General features: G+C 30.0%; 19 protein-coding genes. All 19 read right to left on the bottom strand.

The features are described 5' to 3' along the window. Positions 1 to 80: 80 nt before the first annotated feature. From JI747_RS18275 to rfbF, 19 genes are read right to left on the bottom strand one after another with little or no spacing between them, the layout of a single operon-like run. A complete protein-coding gene (locus JI747_RS18275) occupies positions 81 to 1,214 on the bottom strand; it encodes an aminotransferase class I/II-fold pyridoxal phosphate-dependent enzyme (protein ID WP_225690304.1) in 1,134 nt (377 codons plus the stop codon). A gap of 50 nt (positions 1,215 to 1,264) precedes the next feature. Then, entirely contained in the window at positions 1,265 to 1,816 is a 552-nt protein-coding gene (locus JI747_RS18270) for a sugar transferase (protein ID WP_225690303.1), read from the bottom strand. A 33-nt stretch (positions 1,817 to 1,849) separates the two neighbouring features. Then, positions 1,850 to 2,758 carry an NAD-dependent epimerase/dehydratase family protein gene (locus JI747_RS18265; protein ID WP_225690302.1) on the bottom strand — a complete coding sequence of 303 codons (909 nt, stop codon included), beginning with the start codon at positions 2,756 to 2,758 and terminating at the stop codon, positions 1,850 to 1,852. Then, entirely contained in the window at positions 2,755 to 3,858 is a 1,104-nt protein-coding gene (locus JI747_RS18260) for a glycosyltransferase family 4 protein (RefSeq protein ID WP_225690301.1), read from the bottom strand. The genes JI747_RS18265 and JI747_RS18260 overlap by 4 nt, the downstream gene beginning before the upstream one ends. A gap of 12 nt (positions 3,859 to 3,870) precedes the next feature. After that, the gene (locus JI747_RS18255) at positions 3,871 to 4,947 is read right to left on the bottom strand and encodes a glycosyltransferase (protein ID WP_225690300.1); all 1,077 of its coding nucleotides are present in this window, start codon (positions 4,945 to 4,947) and stop codon (positions 3,871 to 3,873) included. Next, positions 4,944 to 5,810: a glycosyltransferase family A protein gene (locus JI747_RS18250; RefSeq protein WP_225690299.1), complete on the bottom strand. Its 867-nt coding sequence runs from the start codon at positions 5,808 to 5,810 to the stop codon at positions 4,944 to 4,946. Before JI747_RS18250 ends, JI747_RS18255 begins: the two co-directional genes overlap by 4 nt. A 22-nt stretch (positions 5,811 to 5,832) precedes the next feature. Beyond that, the gene (locus JI747_RS18245; RefSeq protein ID WP_225690298.1) at positions 5,833 to 7,197 is read right to left on the bottom strand and encodes a hypothetical protein; all 1,365 of its coding nucleotides are present in this window, start codon (positions 7,195 to 7,197) and stop codon (positions 5,833 to 5,835) included. 12 nt (positions 7,198 to 7,209) lie between these two features. Beyond that, positions 7,210 to 8,304: an EpsG family protein gene (locus JI747_RS18240; RefSeq protein WP_225690297.1), complete on the bottom strand. Its 1,095-nt coding sequence runs from the start codon at positions 8,302 to 8,304 to the stop codon at positions 7,210 to 7,212. Further along, entirely contained in the window at positions 8,301 to 9,410 is a 1,110-nt protein-coding gene (locus tag JI747_RS18235) for a glycosyltransferase family 4 protein (protein WP_225690296.1), read from the bottom strand. The genes JI747_RS18240 and JI747_RS18235 overlap by 4 nt, the downstream gene beginning before the upstream one ends. A 2-nt stretch (positions 9,411 to 9,412) precedes the next feature. Continuing rightward, positions 9,413 to 10,381, bottom strand: a complete 969-nt coding sequence (locus tag JI747_RS18230; protein WP_225690295.1) for a glycosyltransferase family 2 protein — start codon at positions 10,379 to 10,381, stop codon at positions 9,413 to 9,415. Beyond that, the gene (locus JI747_RS18225; RefSeq protein ID WP_225690294.1) at positions 10,371 to 11,054 is read right to left on the bottom strand and encodes a CatB-related O-acetyltransferase; all 684 of its coding nucleotides are present in this window, start codon (positions 11,052 to 11,054) and stop codon (positions 10,371 to 10,373) included. The genes JI747_RS18230 and JI747_RS18225 overlap by 11 nt, the downstream gene beginning before the upstream one ends. Positions 11,055 to 11,096: 42 nt before the next feature. After that, positions 11,097 to 11,993, bottom strand: a complete 897-nt coding sequence (locus JI747_RS18220) for a glycosyltransferase family 2 protein (protein ID WP_225690293.1) — start codon at positions 11,991 to 11,993, stop codon at positions 11,097 to 11,099. 6 nt (positions 11,994 to 11,999) lie between these two features. After that, a complete protein-coding gene (locus JI747_RS18215) occupies positions 12,000 to 13,481 on the bottom strand; it encodes an oligosaccharide flippase family protein (protein ID WP_225690292.1) in 1,482 nt (493 codons plus the stop codon). 4 nt (positions 13,482 to 13,485) lie between these two features. Beyond that, a complete protein-coding gene (locus tag JI747_RS18210; protein ID WP_225690291.1) occupies positions 13,486 to 14,541 on the bottom strand; it encodes a glycosyltransferase family 2 protein in 1,056 nt (351 codons plus the stop codon). Continuing rightward, positions 14,525 to 14,932 carry a polysaccharide biosynthesis C-terminal domain-containing protein gene (locus JI747_RS18205; RefSeq protein WP_225690290.1) on the bottom strand — a complete coding sequence of 136 codons (408 nt, stop codon included), beginning with the start codon at positions 14,930 to 14,932 and terminating at the stop codon, positions 14,525 to 14,527. The genes JI747_RS18210 and JI747_RS18205 overlap by 17 nt, the downstream gene beginning before the upstream one ends. Then, positions 14,923 to 15,825: an NAD-dependent epimerase/dehydratase family protein gene (locus tag JI747_RS18200; protein ID WP_225690289.1), complete on the bottom strand. Its 903-nt coding sequence runs from the start codon at positions 15,823 to 15,825 to the stop codon at positions 14,923 to 14,925. Before JI747_RS18200 ends, JI747_RS18205 begins: the two co-directional genes overlap by 10 nt. A gap of 24 nt (positions 15,826 to 15,849) precedes the next feature. Continuing rightward, entirely contained in the window at positions 15,850 to 17,115 is a 1,266-nt protein-coding gene (rfbH, locus tag JI747_RS18195) for a lipopolysaccharide biosynthesis protein RfbH (protein ID WP_225690288.1), read from the bottom strand. A gap of 25 nt (positions 17,116 to 17,140) precedes the next feature. Next, positions 17,141 to 18,223 (bottom strand): CDP-glucose 4,6-dehydratase, encoded by a 1,083-nt coding sequence (rfbG, locus tag JI747_RS18190; RefSeq protein ID WP_225690287.1) that lies wholly within the window; start codon positions 18,221 to 18,223, stop codon positions 17,141 to 17,143. 1 nt (position 18,224) lies between these two features. Then, positions 18,225 to 19,001 (bottom strand): glucose-1-phosphate cytidylyltransferase, encoded by a 777-nt coding sequence (rfbF, locus tag JI747_RS18185; RefSeq protein WP_225690286.1) that lies wholly within the window; start codon positions 18,999 to 19,001, stop codon positions 18,225 to 18,227.

Here is a 19,001-nt window from a genome sequence, read left to right as displayed (position 1 = left end):
CTTTCCATTCTAAATTATTTTTTACAATAAAAAAATCTGCAGGGTTCTACAGATTTTTTATTATTTAGTCGAAAGATTTTTTAGCTGAAAAAATTCTTTATTACTTTCGCAATCCTTTCGCGGTCATTATCAGACAAATTAGATCCTGAAGGCAAACATAGCCCTTTATCAAATAATTCTTCCGCCACTTTTTCACCATAGTAAGGAGCATCTGCAAAAATGGGTTGTAAATGCATCGGTTTCCATAACGGACGAGATTCTATATTATTTTCCAAAAACTCCAAACGAAGTTCTTCACGGCTTTTTCCTGTTATTGAAGTATCAATGGTAATAGCAGACAACCAATGATTGGAATAATAATCAGATGTCGATTCTGAAAATACTTCAACACCATTTATCTCACTAAAAAGTTCTACATAAAACTCATGCATTTTTCTACGGGCATTAACTCTGTTGGGCAACACTTCCATTTGCCCACGACCAATTCCCGCAATAATATTACTCATACGATAATTATATCCGATATGTGAATGCTGATAGTGAGGTGCATTGTCTCTTGCCTGAGTAGAAAGAAAAATGGCTTTATTTTTGTCTTCTTTGGTAGGGCAAACTAAAGCACCACCTCCTGAAGTCGTAATAATTTTATTTCCGTTAAAAGAAAGAATTCCAAAGCGTCCCAACGTTCCGCAAGCCTTATTTTTATAGGTTGAACCTAAAGCTTCTGCCGCATCTTCAATGACCGGAATTTCATATTTTGCTGCAATTTCATTAATCTCATCCATTTTTGCAGGCATTCCGTACAAATGCACCACAATGATCGCTTTCGGTTTTCTCCCTTTCTGAATACGGTCTTCAATCGCTTCCAGTAGAGCTTTCGGACACATATTCCAGGTTTCTTTTTCCGAGTCTATGAATACAGGAGTTGCTCCTCGATAAGTGATAGGATTGGCTGAAGCAACAAATGAAAATGTAGAAGTAAGGACCTCATCATGTTTTCCCACATTCAACATTACTAATGCCAAGTGAATCGCAGAGGTCGCCGAATTTAGCGCTACTACTTCATGATTATTACTTAAGCATTCTTTTAAATCTTGCTCAAATCCATCTAAATTTTCCCCAATTGACGTAACCCAATTTTTTTCAAAGGCTTCTTGAATATAAAGAAGCTCTTTTCCTGAAAGATGAGGTGAAGAAAGCCATATTTTATCTTGCATTCCTACTGCTTTAAAAGTAAATTTAATTGATTTGAAACAATATGAAAAAATTATTTTTGAATTCTGTCTCCCTGCCCTTTTCCACTAACGGTAGCCAAAATGTATTTAAAATAATCTGAAACTGTTAAGTTTTGAATCATTTCTGCATCTTTAATCGCAAGTTCTACAGGAGTTGACATATCAATTTCGTTAATCTGTGAAAGTCCTGTAATTCCGGGCACAACATTATAAACTCCTCTTTTGTCTCTCTCTTCAATCAATTCGGTTTGATTAAATAAGTTAGGTCTTGGCCCAACTAAACTCATATCACCCGTTAAAACGTTAATCAATTGTGGAAGTTCATCCAACTTAGATTTACGTAAAAAACTTCCGAATTTTGTGACTGATGCCTGATTTGAAAGATGGGTAGCTACAGATTTAGTATTTACGTGCATGGTTCTGAATTTAATCAGTTTGAACGGCTTCTTATAGCGCCCTACTCTCTCCTGCACAAATATCGGTGAACCTGTATCAAATAATCCTATTATATATAAAATTACAAGAATTGGCCAAAGAAATAAAAGCCCAAAAAATGAAAATAAAAAATCGAATATGCGCATCATAATTTTTAAGTGTGAGTGTGATAATTTTTAAATTTACTTTTCTTTTGTAAAGCTTTTAATGGTTTTTATAAGACCTTCTTCTGCTGATAAAGGAAGTTTTTCAATTCCTAAGGCAGATTTTATTTTTTGATTGGAAACCATAAGATCTGAAGTCATTTTTTTCAGACGTATACTATTCAATGGAATTGGAAGTATATCACCTATTTTTGCTAAACCTTTTACAAAGAATTTTGGAAGTCCTACGTTCAACGTTTTTTTATTTTCAACCTTCTGAATAATCTTAATAATTTCTTTACTTGAAACTATTTCATCATCTGAAATATGATAAATTCCGCTATCTAATTTGTTTTTATTTTTAATAATCTCGTCAATAAAAAAGCAAAAGTTATCTATTGAAATAAATGATCTATTATTTTCAAATGAAGCTAGAGGATAGGGAATTCCCTTTGATATTAATTTATAAAGCAATACCAAGTTCCCTTTATCACCTTTTCCATGAACCATGGGTGGTCTAAGAACTATCATTTTTTTATTTTCAGGAAGCTTTTGATTCATCAACCAAATCTCAGCTTCTCTTTTAGATTTAGCATACCATGAATTTGGATTGCAGATATCTTCTTCATTGAGTGGTTTTGTTGACTCAAATTCTTCTAGTGCTGCTAAAGAACTTACATGAATGAAAAGTGCTGCATCTGACTCTATAAAAGCATTAAAAATATCTTTTGTCAAATCTACATTTACGTGATGGAAATCTGCTTCTGTAGCAGTTTTATTATGATCATGGGCTTTACCTACAAGGTTGATAAAAACTTCACTTTCAACTAATTCATTATTCCAATTATTATTACGCAAAGAAACAGCTGAAATTTTATAATTTTCATGTAATTTATCCGTAAGGTTTTCACCAATAAAACCCGTCGTTCCAAATATATTTATTTTCATTGCAATAATTTGTCTTCAATTTGATTATAAATTATACTCTCCGAAAAATTTTCCGTAACAAATTTCACTCCATTTAAGCCATGTTTAATTCTTTCCTCTTTATTATCTAAATAAAATATAATCGCTTTAGCTATACTTTCAGAATCTATTTCTGTAAAAATCCCCGTTTCATTTTCAATAATAGAATCAACACAACCCGTACTCATTGTTGTAATTATCGGAAGAGAAGAAGACGCTGCTTCAAGATTAACTGTAGGAAACCCTTCTCTATAAGAAGGTAAGATAAAAACATCCATTTGATTATAATAGTATGCTGTATTTTTAACCTCTCCAAGGTATTTGATTTTAGGATGTGTTTTTATTTTAGTGATAATATCATCATCTAAAACATCTCTTTCATCAAAAGGACCAATTAACAAAAGTAAAAAATCTTCATAATCATTTAAATAATCAAGAGAATTTATTAATTCTGTAATTCCTTTATCTTTTGTCATACGACCAACAAATCCTACAACTGTTTTATCTTTAAACTCAGTTCGGGGTCTCGGATAGAAAATATTATCATTTATACCGTTACATGTTCCTTTTCCTAAAATAATATTTTTGGAAACATCATTAAGTTGTAGTTGAATTGCGAGATTTTCTATTGAATAGCTGACATTTACTACCTTATGACTACAAAACCCTATTAATTTCTCTACCAAAATCATTAGCTGTTTTTTTACTCCTGTCAAAGTTTCAAAAACTAACCCGTGTCTAAAAAAAATTCTTTTTGGGGTTTTCGCAAAATAACTTGCAAACATACCAATAAGCCCTCCTTTTGGAGAATGTGAAATAACTACATCAAATTTTTCTTTTTTTATAAACCTATATAATTTATAAATCGATAAAATATCTTGTAACGGATTTATACTTCTTGAAATATTAACTGGAAAAGTTTTAAAATTCATTTTCTCAGCATATTCAAATAAATCTTTTGATGGGGAGCAGGAAACAGTAAAATCATACCCCTTTTCGTTGAAATAGATAAACTGATTTCCTATAAAATACTTTAAGGAGAAAGAAACAGATACTACGTGTAAGACTTTGCACTTAGCCATAAATTTTATTAATTATAACAATGTTTTGTAACTTGAAATAAGATTTTCAACCATTGTTTTCAATGAGTAGTTTTGAGCCTTTTTTAAACCATCAAGAGATAAAGAGATATACCTCTCTTTATTTTCAAGTGAAATAATTTTGTCTTTAAGATCATTGACATTTTCTTTTTCGAAAAGTATACCTCCACCATGAACTACTTGGGCAAGACCATCCACATTAGAAGCAATTACTGGTATGCCACATGCCATAGCTTCTGCTGCAGCTAATCCAAATCCTTCCCAATGAGAACTAAGAATTGCTATATCTGACATTTTGTATAATGAAAAAACATCAGACCGAAATCCTAATAAAAACACACGATTTTCGAGATTTTTCTCAATAATAATTTTTTCTAAAATGCTTCTTCTGGCACCATCACCAACTAGAAGAAGTTTATATGTTGATGGTAATTTTTCTAATACCTTAATAACAGTATCTTGGTCTTTTTGTTCACGAAATCCAGCCACCATTATTAAAAGTTTATCATCAATTGAAAAACCAAACTCTTCACGAGAAGATTTACTTTCAGCATTTATATCTTCTAAATTGATACCATTTTGTATTACTAAAAGTTTTGAATCATCTAAACCTATTTTGATTTTTAATGTTTCTTTAACCTGAGGGGTTATGCATATTATCTTCTGATAAAAACTATATATAAACTTATCAATTTGTTTAAAAAAAACATTATTTATTCTATTATTAGCAGTATTATGTTCTGTGAAAATAAATTTTGTTTTGCTATTACAAAAAAAACTACTGATGGCTGCAAAATATTGTGAAGGAAAAAGATGCACATGAACAATATCATAGTTTTTCACATACTTAAGCATTCTAAATATATACATAGGATTATAATACGACTTTCCTAAAGTAAAAATATTTGAACAGTGTTTTTCTTTAAGTGTATTAAAAAAAACTGTTTCTTCATCTTTTAGTAACAGCAAATCTACTTTACAGTCTTTCTTTGCAAGTAAAGGAAGCGTCTCCACTATCAATCTTTCTGCTCCACCAGTTTCTAAACTATTTATGATTTGTAATATTTTCATTTTGAGTCTTTAATAAAAAAAATTAAACTTAATGGTAATCCAAAAAATGATAATATAAATCTAACATCCTTAAATTTAGATATAAAAGATCTGTTGGAAAATTTCGCAAAACGCCAATAATTTATATTCGCTCTAAGTTTGTAAAAAAAATTAATCGGCATTCTTTGGAGCTCACTGTAGAAAATGAGTGTACCTTCTGGCGATTTTTTTCTTACGCTAAAATTATTATCAGTAAGGCCCCCTTCCAAATATTCACCAATATATATCACCTCGGGCAACCAAAGAAATTTAAATTTTTGTCCAATTCTATTCCAAATTAAGCCTTCAGTTAAAAATTTTTCATTTAGCAACTTAGGAAATGTATATTTCTTCATAATATCAGTCTTTATTACTTCAGCCATATCTCCAACAACTTTCTTTCCATATCTAAATTCAAAAACATTCATAAGAAAAGGGGTTTTAAAATTAGATGAGCCAATTGGTATTTGAGCATCATATCCTCTTCTAAAAGATAATCCAGCAACTTCTACGTTTTGAATATTGCTATAGTTGTTACTAACCATTTCTACTGCATTGGGTAGTAAAAAATCATCACTATCAACGATAAAAAAAAGTTCCCCCTTAGCTAAAGATACGCCTTTATTAATTGCGATATGTTTTCCTGAATTTTCTTGTTTAGAATAAACAATCGGTATTTTAGACTCTTCAATAAATTTTTTAATGACATTCTCCGTGTCATCTTGAGATCCATCATCTACAATAACCCATTCAAAATCTTGAAAAGTTTGTAAGCAAAGACTATTGTACAAACGAGATAATAAATTTGCTCTATTATATGTCGGTGTAAATATTGTTAGTAACACTTAAATTCTATTTTTTTATTATTTATTGCAAGGAGTATTTTCCAAGAATATTGATTCTTTTCTTTTGCAAGTTTTCTCCAAACTTATTATTCTTATAAATATTCTTTGAATTATCAAATGAGATTGTCATTTCAGAAATATCAAACTTATTCCCATTAATATTTAAATTACTAACATCATAAGCATTCACTATCTTAGTTTGAACAATATTATTAGAAAAATTAATGTTTGTAATTTTTTCTTTATCACTTTGTCCTTGTGCAATAGCTAAAGATAATTCATTTGTTTCATCTATAAATTTATTATTTTTAACATCTATACTACTGCTTGTTATCTGTAAAATATTCCTAGGTCTATAAAAATTTTTATCAATGGTAATTTGATTATTTATAATAGTGGTATTATTATTAGTGTTATATCCAAGCATTATAATAGGTGCCGAAGTATACAACAAACTTTTATTATTTATTTGCAGACCTCTATTGCTAATTATGTTTGAATCAATTACTTGTTTATTTTTATAATTATTCCAAAGAACTATTCCTGAGCTGTTTCCTATCAATCTATTGTTTCTAATAAGTGCGGAACCTTTTATTAGTTCCACATGAACTCCTCTATCATATCCATTAACTATATTATTTTCTATAAGACCATTTCCACAACCTTCATATTCAATGCAAATCCCCACCCGTCCTATTCTATTTTTTGATGTTATTGAATTAGTTGCGTTATTATTTACAATTTTATAAGCTAGTGTGTTAGCAACATAAATTGCATCTCCATGATTATCAACTAAGTCATAAGGATTACCTGTGACATTTAAAAAATTTGAATTTTCAATTTCGAATATGTCATTTGAATAGGATGCAACTGCAGCAGTTCCTCTGAAATTTTTCACTTCCAAATTTTTTACTGTGAAATTGTGTAAAGTTTCGGCAACAAATCCCCACATTTCCGGATTTCCTATTTTAGGAATTGTTGTGATATTATTAACAGCATTTATTATCCCTCCATCAATGATAACTTCATACTTTCTAATGGTTTTATCATCAGGATCTGCTACAGAACGAAATCTAAAACCTTTAAAACCATTCTGGTAATGTAGAACAGCTCCTTTGTTTAGCTTTATTGTAAAGCTTCTTGAAATTAAAAATATATAATTATTGTTATGTACACCTTTTCTTTTTCTAAAATCATTATTTAAATAATAATTTCCTTTGGGAATGGACAGAGTACCACCATTTTTAGTTATATACTCAATAGCGTTATCAAAAGTAATTGTATCATCATTTCGATCATTACCATTTACATTAAATTTCTCAATATTCACAGATTGCCCCAATAAAGAATGGAAAAAAAATATAAGTAAAATAGTAAAAAATCTCATAATCATAAATCTTTATTCAAACAAAAAACTTTGATAGGGCAAATATCCCTCACCATTATCAAAAACTAATAATTCTCTTACAAAGACAGCCAGGCAATAAACCATTATGACGGATAAAATACCAAATTTAATTTTGTTCGGTGCAATATATAAAAAGGAGCTGATGATCATAATGTATCCTATAACAAAATATCCCTTCAATCTTGCAATAAACTGAAAATTATAGAATGCAAAAGTGAGACACAAGAAAACTAAAAAAATATTAAAGAAAAAATTAAAGTTTGGAAATTTTTCTTCAATTTTCTTCCTAAAATATATCATAATTAAAAAAACAGGAACCAATTCGATAAAATTTAAAATATTAACACCTGAATCACTGTTTTCTAAATAATTATTAAGCTTTTCGCTAAATTGCTCTCCTGGAAGATAAGCAGAAAAACCCTGACCTATCAGTAAACCTACATTTGACAATCCTACCATCAAAGATAAAGCCACAATAATTAAAGACCATTTATTATTAAAACGTATTAAGTTGCAAAAATATGCTACAAAAAAAATAATTGAACTTGTATGAAATTGAATTGCAATAAGTATACATAAAAAGAAAATCCAAAACCGTTTATTAAGTATGAAGTAAATTGAACACCAGCATATAATCATAGCTAAGACCTGCCGTTGTGCAGTAAAAAAATAATATAAATATCCCTTAGCTAAAAAAATCATTAGTACTACAAAATAATATTGAGAATACCTTTTAAACACAACATATAATCCTAGAGCAGAAATAATCCCCAAACACAACAAAAATTCATTAAAATTTAGTCCAATACTTTTTGCTAACCAATTAACAGCAGCATACCCTTTTTCCATATTTTTCAAGTAAAAAGAATCTGCTGATAATGTATTAAAAAAATTAGAAGGAACTTCTTCGAAAGCTTGCTTGTAAACATCAGTGTCATATCCTCCTAATTTTGTAACTCGAGAACCTGAAAAAAAACCAATAATTAAAATTAAAATTAAAAATAAGGTATAATTGTAGCGTTTTATAAAAACATTATAAACAGAAGCTAATGAAATGGAAAAGTATAGTATCAAATAAGGTATCATAATACTCCCTTTTTTAGTATTTTATTCATATTTCCTGAAAAATCTTTATATAGACTTGAGTTACAATATTTTTCAAGAAATACATTTCGTGAATAAATATTATATTTTTTTAAATCTGAACAAGATAAAGCGTTAAGAAAGTCAATATATCCATCGGCAGTATTCAACTTTCTTCCAACTTTTTCATAATTCAATTCAAATCCTTCGAAAGCTTCATCCGTGCCTAAAATACTTTTACCATACATAAGAGCCTCAGCTGTTTTCGTTTTCATTCCACTTCCGGAAAATATAGGAGAAACAATATAATGAGCATTTTTATAATATGGACCCAAATCCTCTACAAAACCCCGAATTTCAACATTTGATGGTAAGAATTCAAAAACTATATTTTCAAAACCTTTCCCTACTATTTTGAGTGAGAACGGAATTCTAAGTTTCGGAGTAACTTTCTCAATAAACCATTTTACAGCCTCTACATTTGCGAAAAAAGCAGAGCCTACAAATAAAAGATTAATAGTTTCAAGTGATAAATCTTTCTCATTAACATCTTTCTCTTCTATAAAAGTATCATTCAGAGATGTCGGTAATTGAAAATCTGCAGATCTACCGTATGTTTTAGTCATATCATTACAATCTCTTCCGTTCATTGCTATAATAATGTCTGAATACTGTACAGTTTTTTTCTCAGTTTTATAAACCGATCTAAGTATTATATCTCTCACAATTTTTTTTTGAGAATTATACATAGATTTAAAATAACTAAACTCAATATTATGAAAATAACATATCACCAATATTTCCGGAAAATTGCTTTTTATGAACTTTATTAAATTTCCACACAATGACATATCAATAAAAATATAGTGGATATTTTCTTTGTTGATTAGATTTCTTAAGATAATTTTTAAGTCACCGATAGGAAAAAAGTCTCCAGCAAGCATACTTAATAATTGTTTTTTTTTTCTGAGATTAATGAAATGTTCAATAAAATAAACATTATTGTCTCCAAAATATTTTTTGCAGAAGTCAAAATTTCTATCCATTACAAGCTTTCCACCAGCCGTTTCTCTTTTTGGAGTAATAAAAATACATTTATCTTCTTGCATAGCTAAATCTTAAATAATGATCTTAATATCTTAAAAATCTTTCTCTCATTCAGTTTTCTTTCTACTTCTATAATATCTCTTGTTGTAATATTTAGTCCTACTTCATCACAAATATTTTCTATATGTGATATATTTATATTTTTATATAAATTTTTATATTGAAGCATCAAAGTAGTTAGTAAATCCTTATGTTTTAAATTTAAGGGATATTTCTTCAATAATTTTAATAAATGTTTTAAATACTGTTTTGTTGCCAAAATTTTATCGTCTGCCACCTTCGAATTATTCGAAATGGACGAAATATTTTGCCCTGAAAATCTCCAAAAAACAAATTGTGGAATAATAGAAATCCCCTTGCTAAAAATAGATACTTCAAGCCAAAATGCATCATCAGAAAACCATGCCAGCTGAAAATTCTGAAATTTAACTTCTTGATATATTGAGCGATGAAAAATATATTCTACAACATAGCTTCTAAAACGATCTTGACTGAGTCGTAAAGAAATAAACTTTTCTGCTGAAATATTTTTATAAATATTTGTTTTATCAAAGTATAGTGGAATAATTTTTCCTGACTCATCTATAATTTTTGTGTAAAAACGCATTAATTTCAGATTATCATTGTTTATCTTTTCATAAAATGCTTCAACACATTGGGACGAGGCGATATCGTCATCAGAAAAAAGCCAAATATATTCCTCATTACAGAGATCAATACATCTTTCCCACTGTTTTACCAGTGATTCCGCCCCTAAATTATTTTCAAATTTATGATAAATGATATTCAATTTATCATAAAAATTAATTACAATATCTTCCAAATAATAGGGGCTACAATCATCACCAATATATACTCTAAAGTTTTGATTAGTCTGATTTGCTAAACTCTGAAGAGTTTCTGCGAGATATGTAGATTTATAAGCTGGAATTATAATAGCCAACTTGATTTCTTGATTCAATCTAGTTGTCATTCTGTTCTTTTGAAACAATTAAATTCTTAATTTTATCTAACGACTCGCTAGTTAAGCTGTTATAAAATACGTCTAATTCTGTTCTACTCAATAACTCAAATGGGATATTTTGAATATCAACTTTTAATCTTTCATCAATTAATTCTTTGGGAATTCTATATTTTATAAATTTTGCAGGATTACCTCCTACAATGGTAAATGGCTCTATATTTTTTGTAACAACACTACCTGCTGCAACAATACTTCCTTTCCCAACAGTAACTCCAGATAATATTAAAACATTACTACCTATCCAAACTTCATCTTCAATTATAATTGGCCCCTTTGTTTGTGTATCATCAAAATTAGTGTTTTCAAAGAAAAATGCCTGCAATGGATATGTGCTGAAAGAATTTATTTGATGATTTCCTCCAAGTATAAATGTCACATTCTCAGCTATGGAAACATAACTACCAATCACTAATTTTTCTGCGGGATTACCAAATGTAAGTACATCTAATATACCATAAGAATGATTCCCAACAGTTATAAGATTAGCATTTTTCACAGACTTTTTGATAATTGTTTTATTATGCTTATTCTTCAGGCGCCAATTTGCTACATTGCCAGTTTGTTTTAGATCATTTAAAATATCATTACAATAATAAATAATTATTTTGTATAACTTTTTCATTTAATATGTTTTGGGCAAAAGAAATAAAATTATAAGTAATTCTCACAATTTATGAAATATTTTTTTTAATGAAAATAATGTCATCATTGGGTAAAAATAAATTTCATACCAATAGTATTTCCATATTATTTTGAGCCATCCATCTGTTTTAAATCTAAGACCATGATGTGGATTTAGAAGTAAGCGACACATCCATATCCAAAGAAAATTTCTACAAAGCTTAAATTTTTGGATTTCATACCAAGTATTTCCTAAATCAATTTTGAATTCTTTGAGGATATTTAAATAATTTATAACAAAAACCTCAAAAATATTATACCCACCATTTGTAACTGAGTCAACTGCCGTTTCTAAAAGCTGTTGATTAATAATAATACTCTTTTCGAAATCTTTAGCAGCATTCAGATATACAGGGACCTGAGATAACAAAGTACCTCGGTAATTGTCAAAATTAACTTTCTGGACAGCATTGCGGTTTACAATATTTCCAGAAATAAAAGTTATATTAATATTAATTGTATTTAAAAGCTTCGTGGAAGAATAAAAAATTTCATTTTCCTTAATTAGCTTTGAGCTATTTAAATGAATCAAACCATACTCATCTTTTCTAAGAATATTTATAATTTTATCAAGTGCTCCATCTAATAAGTAATCATCGTCTCCTAAAATCCAAATATACTTTCCCTTAGCATGATTGAAACAATATGAAAAATTTCCATCCATTCCTAAATTTTCTTCATTCCTATTGTAATTAATTACATTTCCTTTCTGGATTAAAGTATAAACTATATCTTGAGTTTCGTCAGGAGAACAATTATCTGAAACCAGCAATTCAATTAAATCCTCTTTTCCAGATATTTGATCAATTATTTTTGCAAGACTATCCTTTAATATAGAAGCTCTATTATAAGTAGGTATAGCTATTGTTAATAATTTCATTTTTAATTACTTTAATTTTTTCTTTAATAAATTTTTGAAATCGATAATTTTTGATATTCTGTAATAACTTATCAAAATTGCTATTAAAGATATTATTGCACTGAAAATATATTGATATATCCCTTTAATCAATATGACATTTATAAATATTGTGATAATAAGTATTGAATAAATAGAAATAGTTTTTAGAGATTGGGTATCAAAAAAAAACTTCCAATAACTAGTTGTAATTAAATAAACGAATATAATTTTAATAAAATGAGCCACAAAATATCCAATACCCAATGAAAGAAAACCTAAATTATTCCAGAACAAAATAATGAATAAGTAATAAGTTGCTGACCATATACCCTCTGTAAGCATAGAATATCCACCCTTATTCTTAGATAAAAACATTACCCCTAAACACCAAGATATTATTGCAAAAAAACCGGCAAATAACTGCCATTGTAAAACACTTACCGCGATTAAAAAATCTGAAGTAAATAGAATTCTTATAATCAAATTTGCTGCACCAATCAATAAAACGAACAAAGGCCCCGCTATTATCAGAGATAATTCAAGCTGTTCATTAATGATACTATTTGATTTCTTGTAGTCCTTAAATGTTTCGGCTTCACTTAATCTAGGAAAAAAATCAGAAAGCATTGCATTCAAAATAATATTCACATATGTGTTAGAGATTGACCATACTGCAACAAAATATCCTACTGCATCTAAATTCATTTTCTGTGCTATAAATGATCTTACTGCATACATTGTAGCAGTAACCATTAAGCTAGTCAAAATTATTAAAAATCCTAGTTTTGCCATACCAAGACCTTCTGTTACTGTTTCTTTAAACGTTATATTAGGTTTCTGAACCTTTATTTTACTTGCAAAAGTATAAGAAACAATAAGGCTCATAATACCACTTACAACTATTCCTGGTACGATACCTTTTAAACCTAACCACCAATATAGAGGAAGACAAAATAATAGAGAAAGACCAGCTCCATAAACTGAAACTTTAGCCATTATACTCATTTTTCTTAGACCTTGTAAAAGAGCTATCTGCCCTGAACTTACACTTGTAGTAAGAAGTGTAACTGATATAATTGCAATACTTACTGCATAGTTTTTGTTATCAAAAGCATAATAGCTTAAGGGTAGACAAAGAATTATTGCAACGAACATTCCTAAAATACCTGTATAAAGAGACCAACGTCTAAGAATAGTTATTGTCCTAGAAATCTTTATTTCATCTTCAGTTGAACTAGCCGCAGCTATTTCCTTAACACCACTGAAGTTTATACCGAAACCTGTAGCTTGTCGAACCAAATCTACTGTGTTTTGTAAAATAGCATTAATACCCACGCCAGTTGGCCCCAGTAAAACAGCAATTAACTTATTTCTTATTAAGCCTATAAGAATGGTTGCTAACTGTGAGCCTCCAACAATACTAGTAGCTTTTAAGATATTTTTTTGGGATTTTTTATTTTGTTCCAATGTACTAGCTTTTTATTAGAATTCTCAATAAGAGTTTTGTACTCAATATAACAGTAGTTTTATATTTCCAAAAATTATTATCAGAAAAATTACTGTTAAAAAAATTTCGATTGAATTGCCACAAATATTTTATCTGTTCTTTTTTTCCAACTTTTCGAGTATTGATACCATGATGCCTACATATTTTTTCATCAAGCATAATATTTTTATATTCAATTGCAGCACTAACCAACAATGATTTATAAATTCTTTCGGTTAATTTTTTTTTATTTTCTGCAGAAATACTTAGGCTATCAATATGTTCTTTAAAAATATTAAACCTAATAATTACATTATCTGGCATAAAATAAATATTATTTCCTTTATATGTATGGGAAATTTCCTTTGCACATTCTTCCCTTGTTTCTGTAACCACAAACGGCATATTAATTCTACCTGCTGTACCACCATATAAAGCAACTTCTGCTTTTAATAATTCTGGCAAGAAAGCAAAAGCATTGTATTTATCTACAATATTTTTAATGAATGCCTTTTCTTTTATGATATTATTTTTAATAAATAAACCTGAAGGATGTTCGGATGTATACGCAATGTTTATAATTGAATCAATACCTTCCTTGTAAGTTATATTTTTATCAAACTCTGAGGAATCTAAAGAACATTGTCCAACCGAAAAATTTGATTTCTTTATTTGATCAATAAATTGTGAAATTTTATTTGGTAGTACATGATCCTTGTCTAAGCATAATAAGACATACTCACCACTCGCATAAGTCATCGAATTAAGAATATTGGGCATACCCCCAATTGCCTCTTTATTTCTTAAATATTTAAAACGATCATCACTAATCGTTTTTAACAAGTCTTGTGTACTATCCGTTGAGCAATTATCAACTACAATAACTTCTACATCATTTCCATCGTAATTTAGTATGGATTTAACGAGTTGAAATGTTTTTTCAACTCTGTTGTAAGTAGGAATACATATACTTAAGTAAGTTTCTGCTTTTATTTCTGCGTGATCAGCCACCACATTACTATAATTAAAAGTTAAAGTCATAGGGTATTGTGTCTACAGGATCGTAAAGTATATCAGAGTATGCCATTAATATATAATCAACTTCACCCGTATTGAAAAAACTATGAGCTACATTATTCGGTACGTAAATAGTCATAGGATCGTCTGATGATAATTTAAGAATCATTTTTTCATTTGTTTCCACATCAATCAAGTGCAAATCGCATTGACCTTTGATTAAAACAAACCATTCTACAGCTCTAATATGATAATGTCCACCTTTTGATTTTCCAGGTAATGCACTTGTAAAATATATTTCTCCAGTATGTTTAGGTAGGTTTTCTTCGTAACCATTAATCACCTTTAAAAACCAACCTCTACTATCAGAAATAACTCTTAGCGAAGTAACCTTTATTTTTTCTTTTAGAGACATAAATCGTACAATTTTAAGGAATCTGTGAAAGTGGTATAATTCAATTCAGGCAATATATTTTCCAGCTTAGTTCCATCTAACTGAAGATTTAGCATTCCAATATCAGACCTTTCAGCTTTACCAAATAATTCTTCCGTAATTTCAATTCCATAAAAACTATATATCATCTCAACTATCTGTCTTACCGTATATGTTTCTACACCCGATATATTGATTACACCATTATATTTCTTATCAATCAAACTAAAAACTATTGCAGGTATATCACCAGCATACAAATACTGTCTGATTTGCGTACCTTTAGTGAATTGCATAGGTGCCTTATTTTTAATTGCAGAAACTGTATAAGGAATTAATCTGTGTGTAGCCTCTTTTTCACCATAAATTGTAGGCAGAATAATGTGTAAATGAGTAAAAGAATTCAAATTATCAGAGGTTGCATAACGTGTAAAAATACGTTTTGAAACACAATAATCATTTGGAACATCTAGAACAGATGTCACAACGTTATCTTCATCAAAAACTACTGATTCATTATTATTACCTATTTCAAAACAAGAACCAAATGTTACTAATGTTCCTTTAAATCCTTTCTCTGAAAGACTTTTACATAAAAGGATAGGTATGTAAGTATTTAATTTATAGATTGCTTCAAATGAGTCCTTCAAATTAGATTGTATTCCAGCACCAGCAGTGTAGAATATTACATCACTGTCCAAAAGAGAATCCAAATCAATTTGTTCAGTCATTAAATCCAAAGTATCAAATTGGTTATAAGCATATAAATCTGGCTTTCTCCTTCCAAATGCTTTAACATTCATACCTTTTTTATTACAAAACAATCCTAGTTCGGTTGCTAAAAGTCCGTTTGTGCCGATGATAGATACGGTCATTGAATTGATATTTTGTTTATTAATTTAGCTGTTAATGTAATCTCTTATTACATTTGCTATATAATCATAGTGACTTTCATCAAGTCCTGGCCAAACCCCTAGCCAAAAAGATTGATTCATAATTATATCAGTATTAGTAAGGTCACCAACAACTCTGTGATTAACCCCTGCATAAGCTGGCTGTCTAAGCAGATTACCCGCAAACAATAATCTTGTTCCTATTTTATTTTTTTCGAGATGCTGTACAAGCATATGTCTGTCTGCTGCATCTCCGTCACGTAACGTCATCAGAAAACCAAACCATGAAGGCTCCGAATTAAGTGTTGGTTGTGGTAATATGAAAATTTCTTCAAACTCTTTCATCCTTTCGTATAAAGCAGTAAAATTTTGTCTTCTCTTTTCAACGAAGCGATCCACTTTCCTCAATTGAGAAACTCCAAGTGCAGCCTGCATATCAGTAACTTTTAAATTAAAACCTATGTGAGAATAAGTATATTTGTGATCATATCCGTAAGGAAGTGAACCTAATTCCTGCTGAAATCGGCATCCACAAGTATCATCTTTACCCGGTTCACAATAGCAATCTCTCCCCCAATCTCTAAAGCTTTCGGCAATTTTTGAAAGTACAGGGTTATTTATTAATACAGCACCACCCTCTCCCATTGTTATATGATGAGCAGGATAAAAAGAAAATGTTGATATATCACCGAATGTACCCGTTTTTTTACCATTATATGTAGCTCCCAAAGAATCACAGTCATCTTCAATAACCCATAAATTATATTTCTTTGCAACTCTCATCACTTCATCCAAATCAAACGGATTACCAAGTGAATGTGCAATCATGATCGCTTTAGTTTTAGAACTGATTGCCGCTTCTATCATTTCAGGCTTCACATTATGGGTTGCCACATCAACATCTATAAATACAGGCACTGCTCCAAACTGAACTATTGGGTTGACAGTTGTAGGAAATCCCGCAGCTACAGTTATTACTTCATCACCAGGTTTAATTGCTCTATCTCCTAGTTTTGGAGATGTCAGAGCATAAAAAGCTACCAAGTTTGCGGATGAACCAGAGTTTACCAATAATGCTTTTGTTGCTCCAAAATATTTTGCAAATTCAGATTCAAATTCATTAGCAAACCTACCCGCAGTCAACCATCCATCTGCGACAGATTCCATACATAGCAATAAGTCGTCTTGTTCAATAATTTTACCAGTAACCGGAATATAATCTTTCCCAGCAACAGGAGGTGTAAATGTTTTTAAGTTGAAATCCAAATTCATTTGTTTTTAATTAGTCTTTGTTTATTTATTTTTTTTGCAAAAAATTAATTATCTGCTCTTTAGTAAAATTATTAATTGTTGAAGGCTCATTTTTAAATTGCCTGTACCATGCTATAGTAAAATCCACTGTATCTTTTGCTTTCATTTTAGGAAACCATTTTAGTTCAAAAGCAGCTTTACTTACATCAAGTTTAAGTAAGCCAGCTTCATGAGGCTGATTGGTTTCGCTTACTACTTTATATTTACCAGAGCCCCAAGATTCAATTGCCAGTTTTAGCATCTGTTCAACGGATAATGCATCTTCTGCAACCGGACCGAAATTATATGCTTGAGAATATCTTACAGGCTCGGAATGTAAATAAGACCCTAACATAAGATATCCGGTTATTGGCTCTAAAACATGCTGCCATGGACGTACGGAAAAAGGATTTCTGATAATTATTTCTTCATCCTGAGATAATGCTCTTGCAATATCTGGAATGAGTCTGTCTTTAGACCAGTCACCACCACCAATAACATTACCTGCGCGTCCGACTGCAATCCCTTTTTTATGATTCTTGAAATCTTTAGTATTAAAGAAAGAATTACGGTAAGAATCGATAACCAACTCGGTACATGCCTTACTTGCACTATATGGGTCGTATCCTCCTAACCTATCATTTTCACGGTAGGGATAAAGCCATTCATAATTGTGGTATACTTTATCTGTTGTAATTAAAACAACAGAACATTGTTTATTAATTAATCTTATTGCATCAAGTAGGTTAGCAGTACCAATAGCATTAACTTCAAAAGTTTCAGAGGGAATTTCATATGACAAGCGTACTAATGGTTGTGCCGCTAAGTGAAATACAAAATCTGGTTCAAACTCACAAAGCTCCTTTTTTAATTTATCCCTGTCTCTTAAGTCTGCAATTACTGATTCACATAGCGACTGACCGTCAATAAGATAAAATAAATCATTTTCTGTAAGGGGTTCCAATGCATAGCCCTTTACTTCTGCCCCTAAAAGAGAAAGAGTTTTCAGCATCCATGCACCCTTAAATCCAGTGTGACCCGTTAAAAAAACTTTTTTACCGCTATATATTTGTTTTAAATCTTCAAACATATTACCAAATTTTCCATTTTGCTTCACCCGAACTCCAAAGCTGTTCCAATTCTATTCTATCTCTCAATGCATCCATAGGTTTCCAAAATCCATTATGTTTATAAGCAGATAGTTCACCATCATTAGCAATATCTATCAAAGGCTTTTTCTCCCATTGAATATCATCCATATCACCTTCAAGATATTTAAAAACTCCTGGCTCAAGAACAAAGAAACCTCCATTTATCCACATACCATCGCCTTGTGGCTTTTCAACAAAATATTCAACATTTCCCCGTTCATCCATTTCGATATTTCCAAACCTCCCAGGAGTCTGGATACTCGTAAGCGTTGCAAGCTTCCCATGACTTTGATGAAATTTAACCAATTCACTAATATTAACATCTGATACGCCATCACCATAAGTAAGCATAAAAGTTTCATCGTTTAAATATTTTTGAATTTTTTTAATTCTACCTGCCGTGTTGGTGTGTAATCCGGTATCAACAAGAGTTACTTTAAACGATTCAGAATTTGAAAAGTGTACATCTACTTTATTTTTTTCTAATTCAATAGTGACATCAGAATTATAAAGATAGTAATTCAAAAAATATTCTTTGATTGATTGCGCTTTGTACCCTAGACATAATACAAAATCATTGTAACCATAGGTTTCATATATTTTCATAATATGCCATAATATTGGCTTTCCTCCAATCTCTACCATTGGTTTAGGCCTCGCCTCAGTTTCTTCCATCAATCGGGTTCCTAGGCCACCTGCTAAAATAACTACTTTCAT

Origin of the sequence: Chryseobacterium tagetis (assembly GCF_016735585.2) — a bacterium.
Taxonomy (GTDB): Bacteria; Bacteroidota; Bacteroidia; order Flavobacteriales; family Weeksellaceae; genus Chryseobacterium; species Chryseobacterium tagetis.
This window is presented reverse-complemented; position numbering and strand designations above follow the sequence as displayed.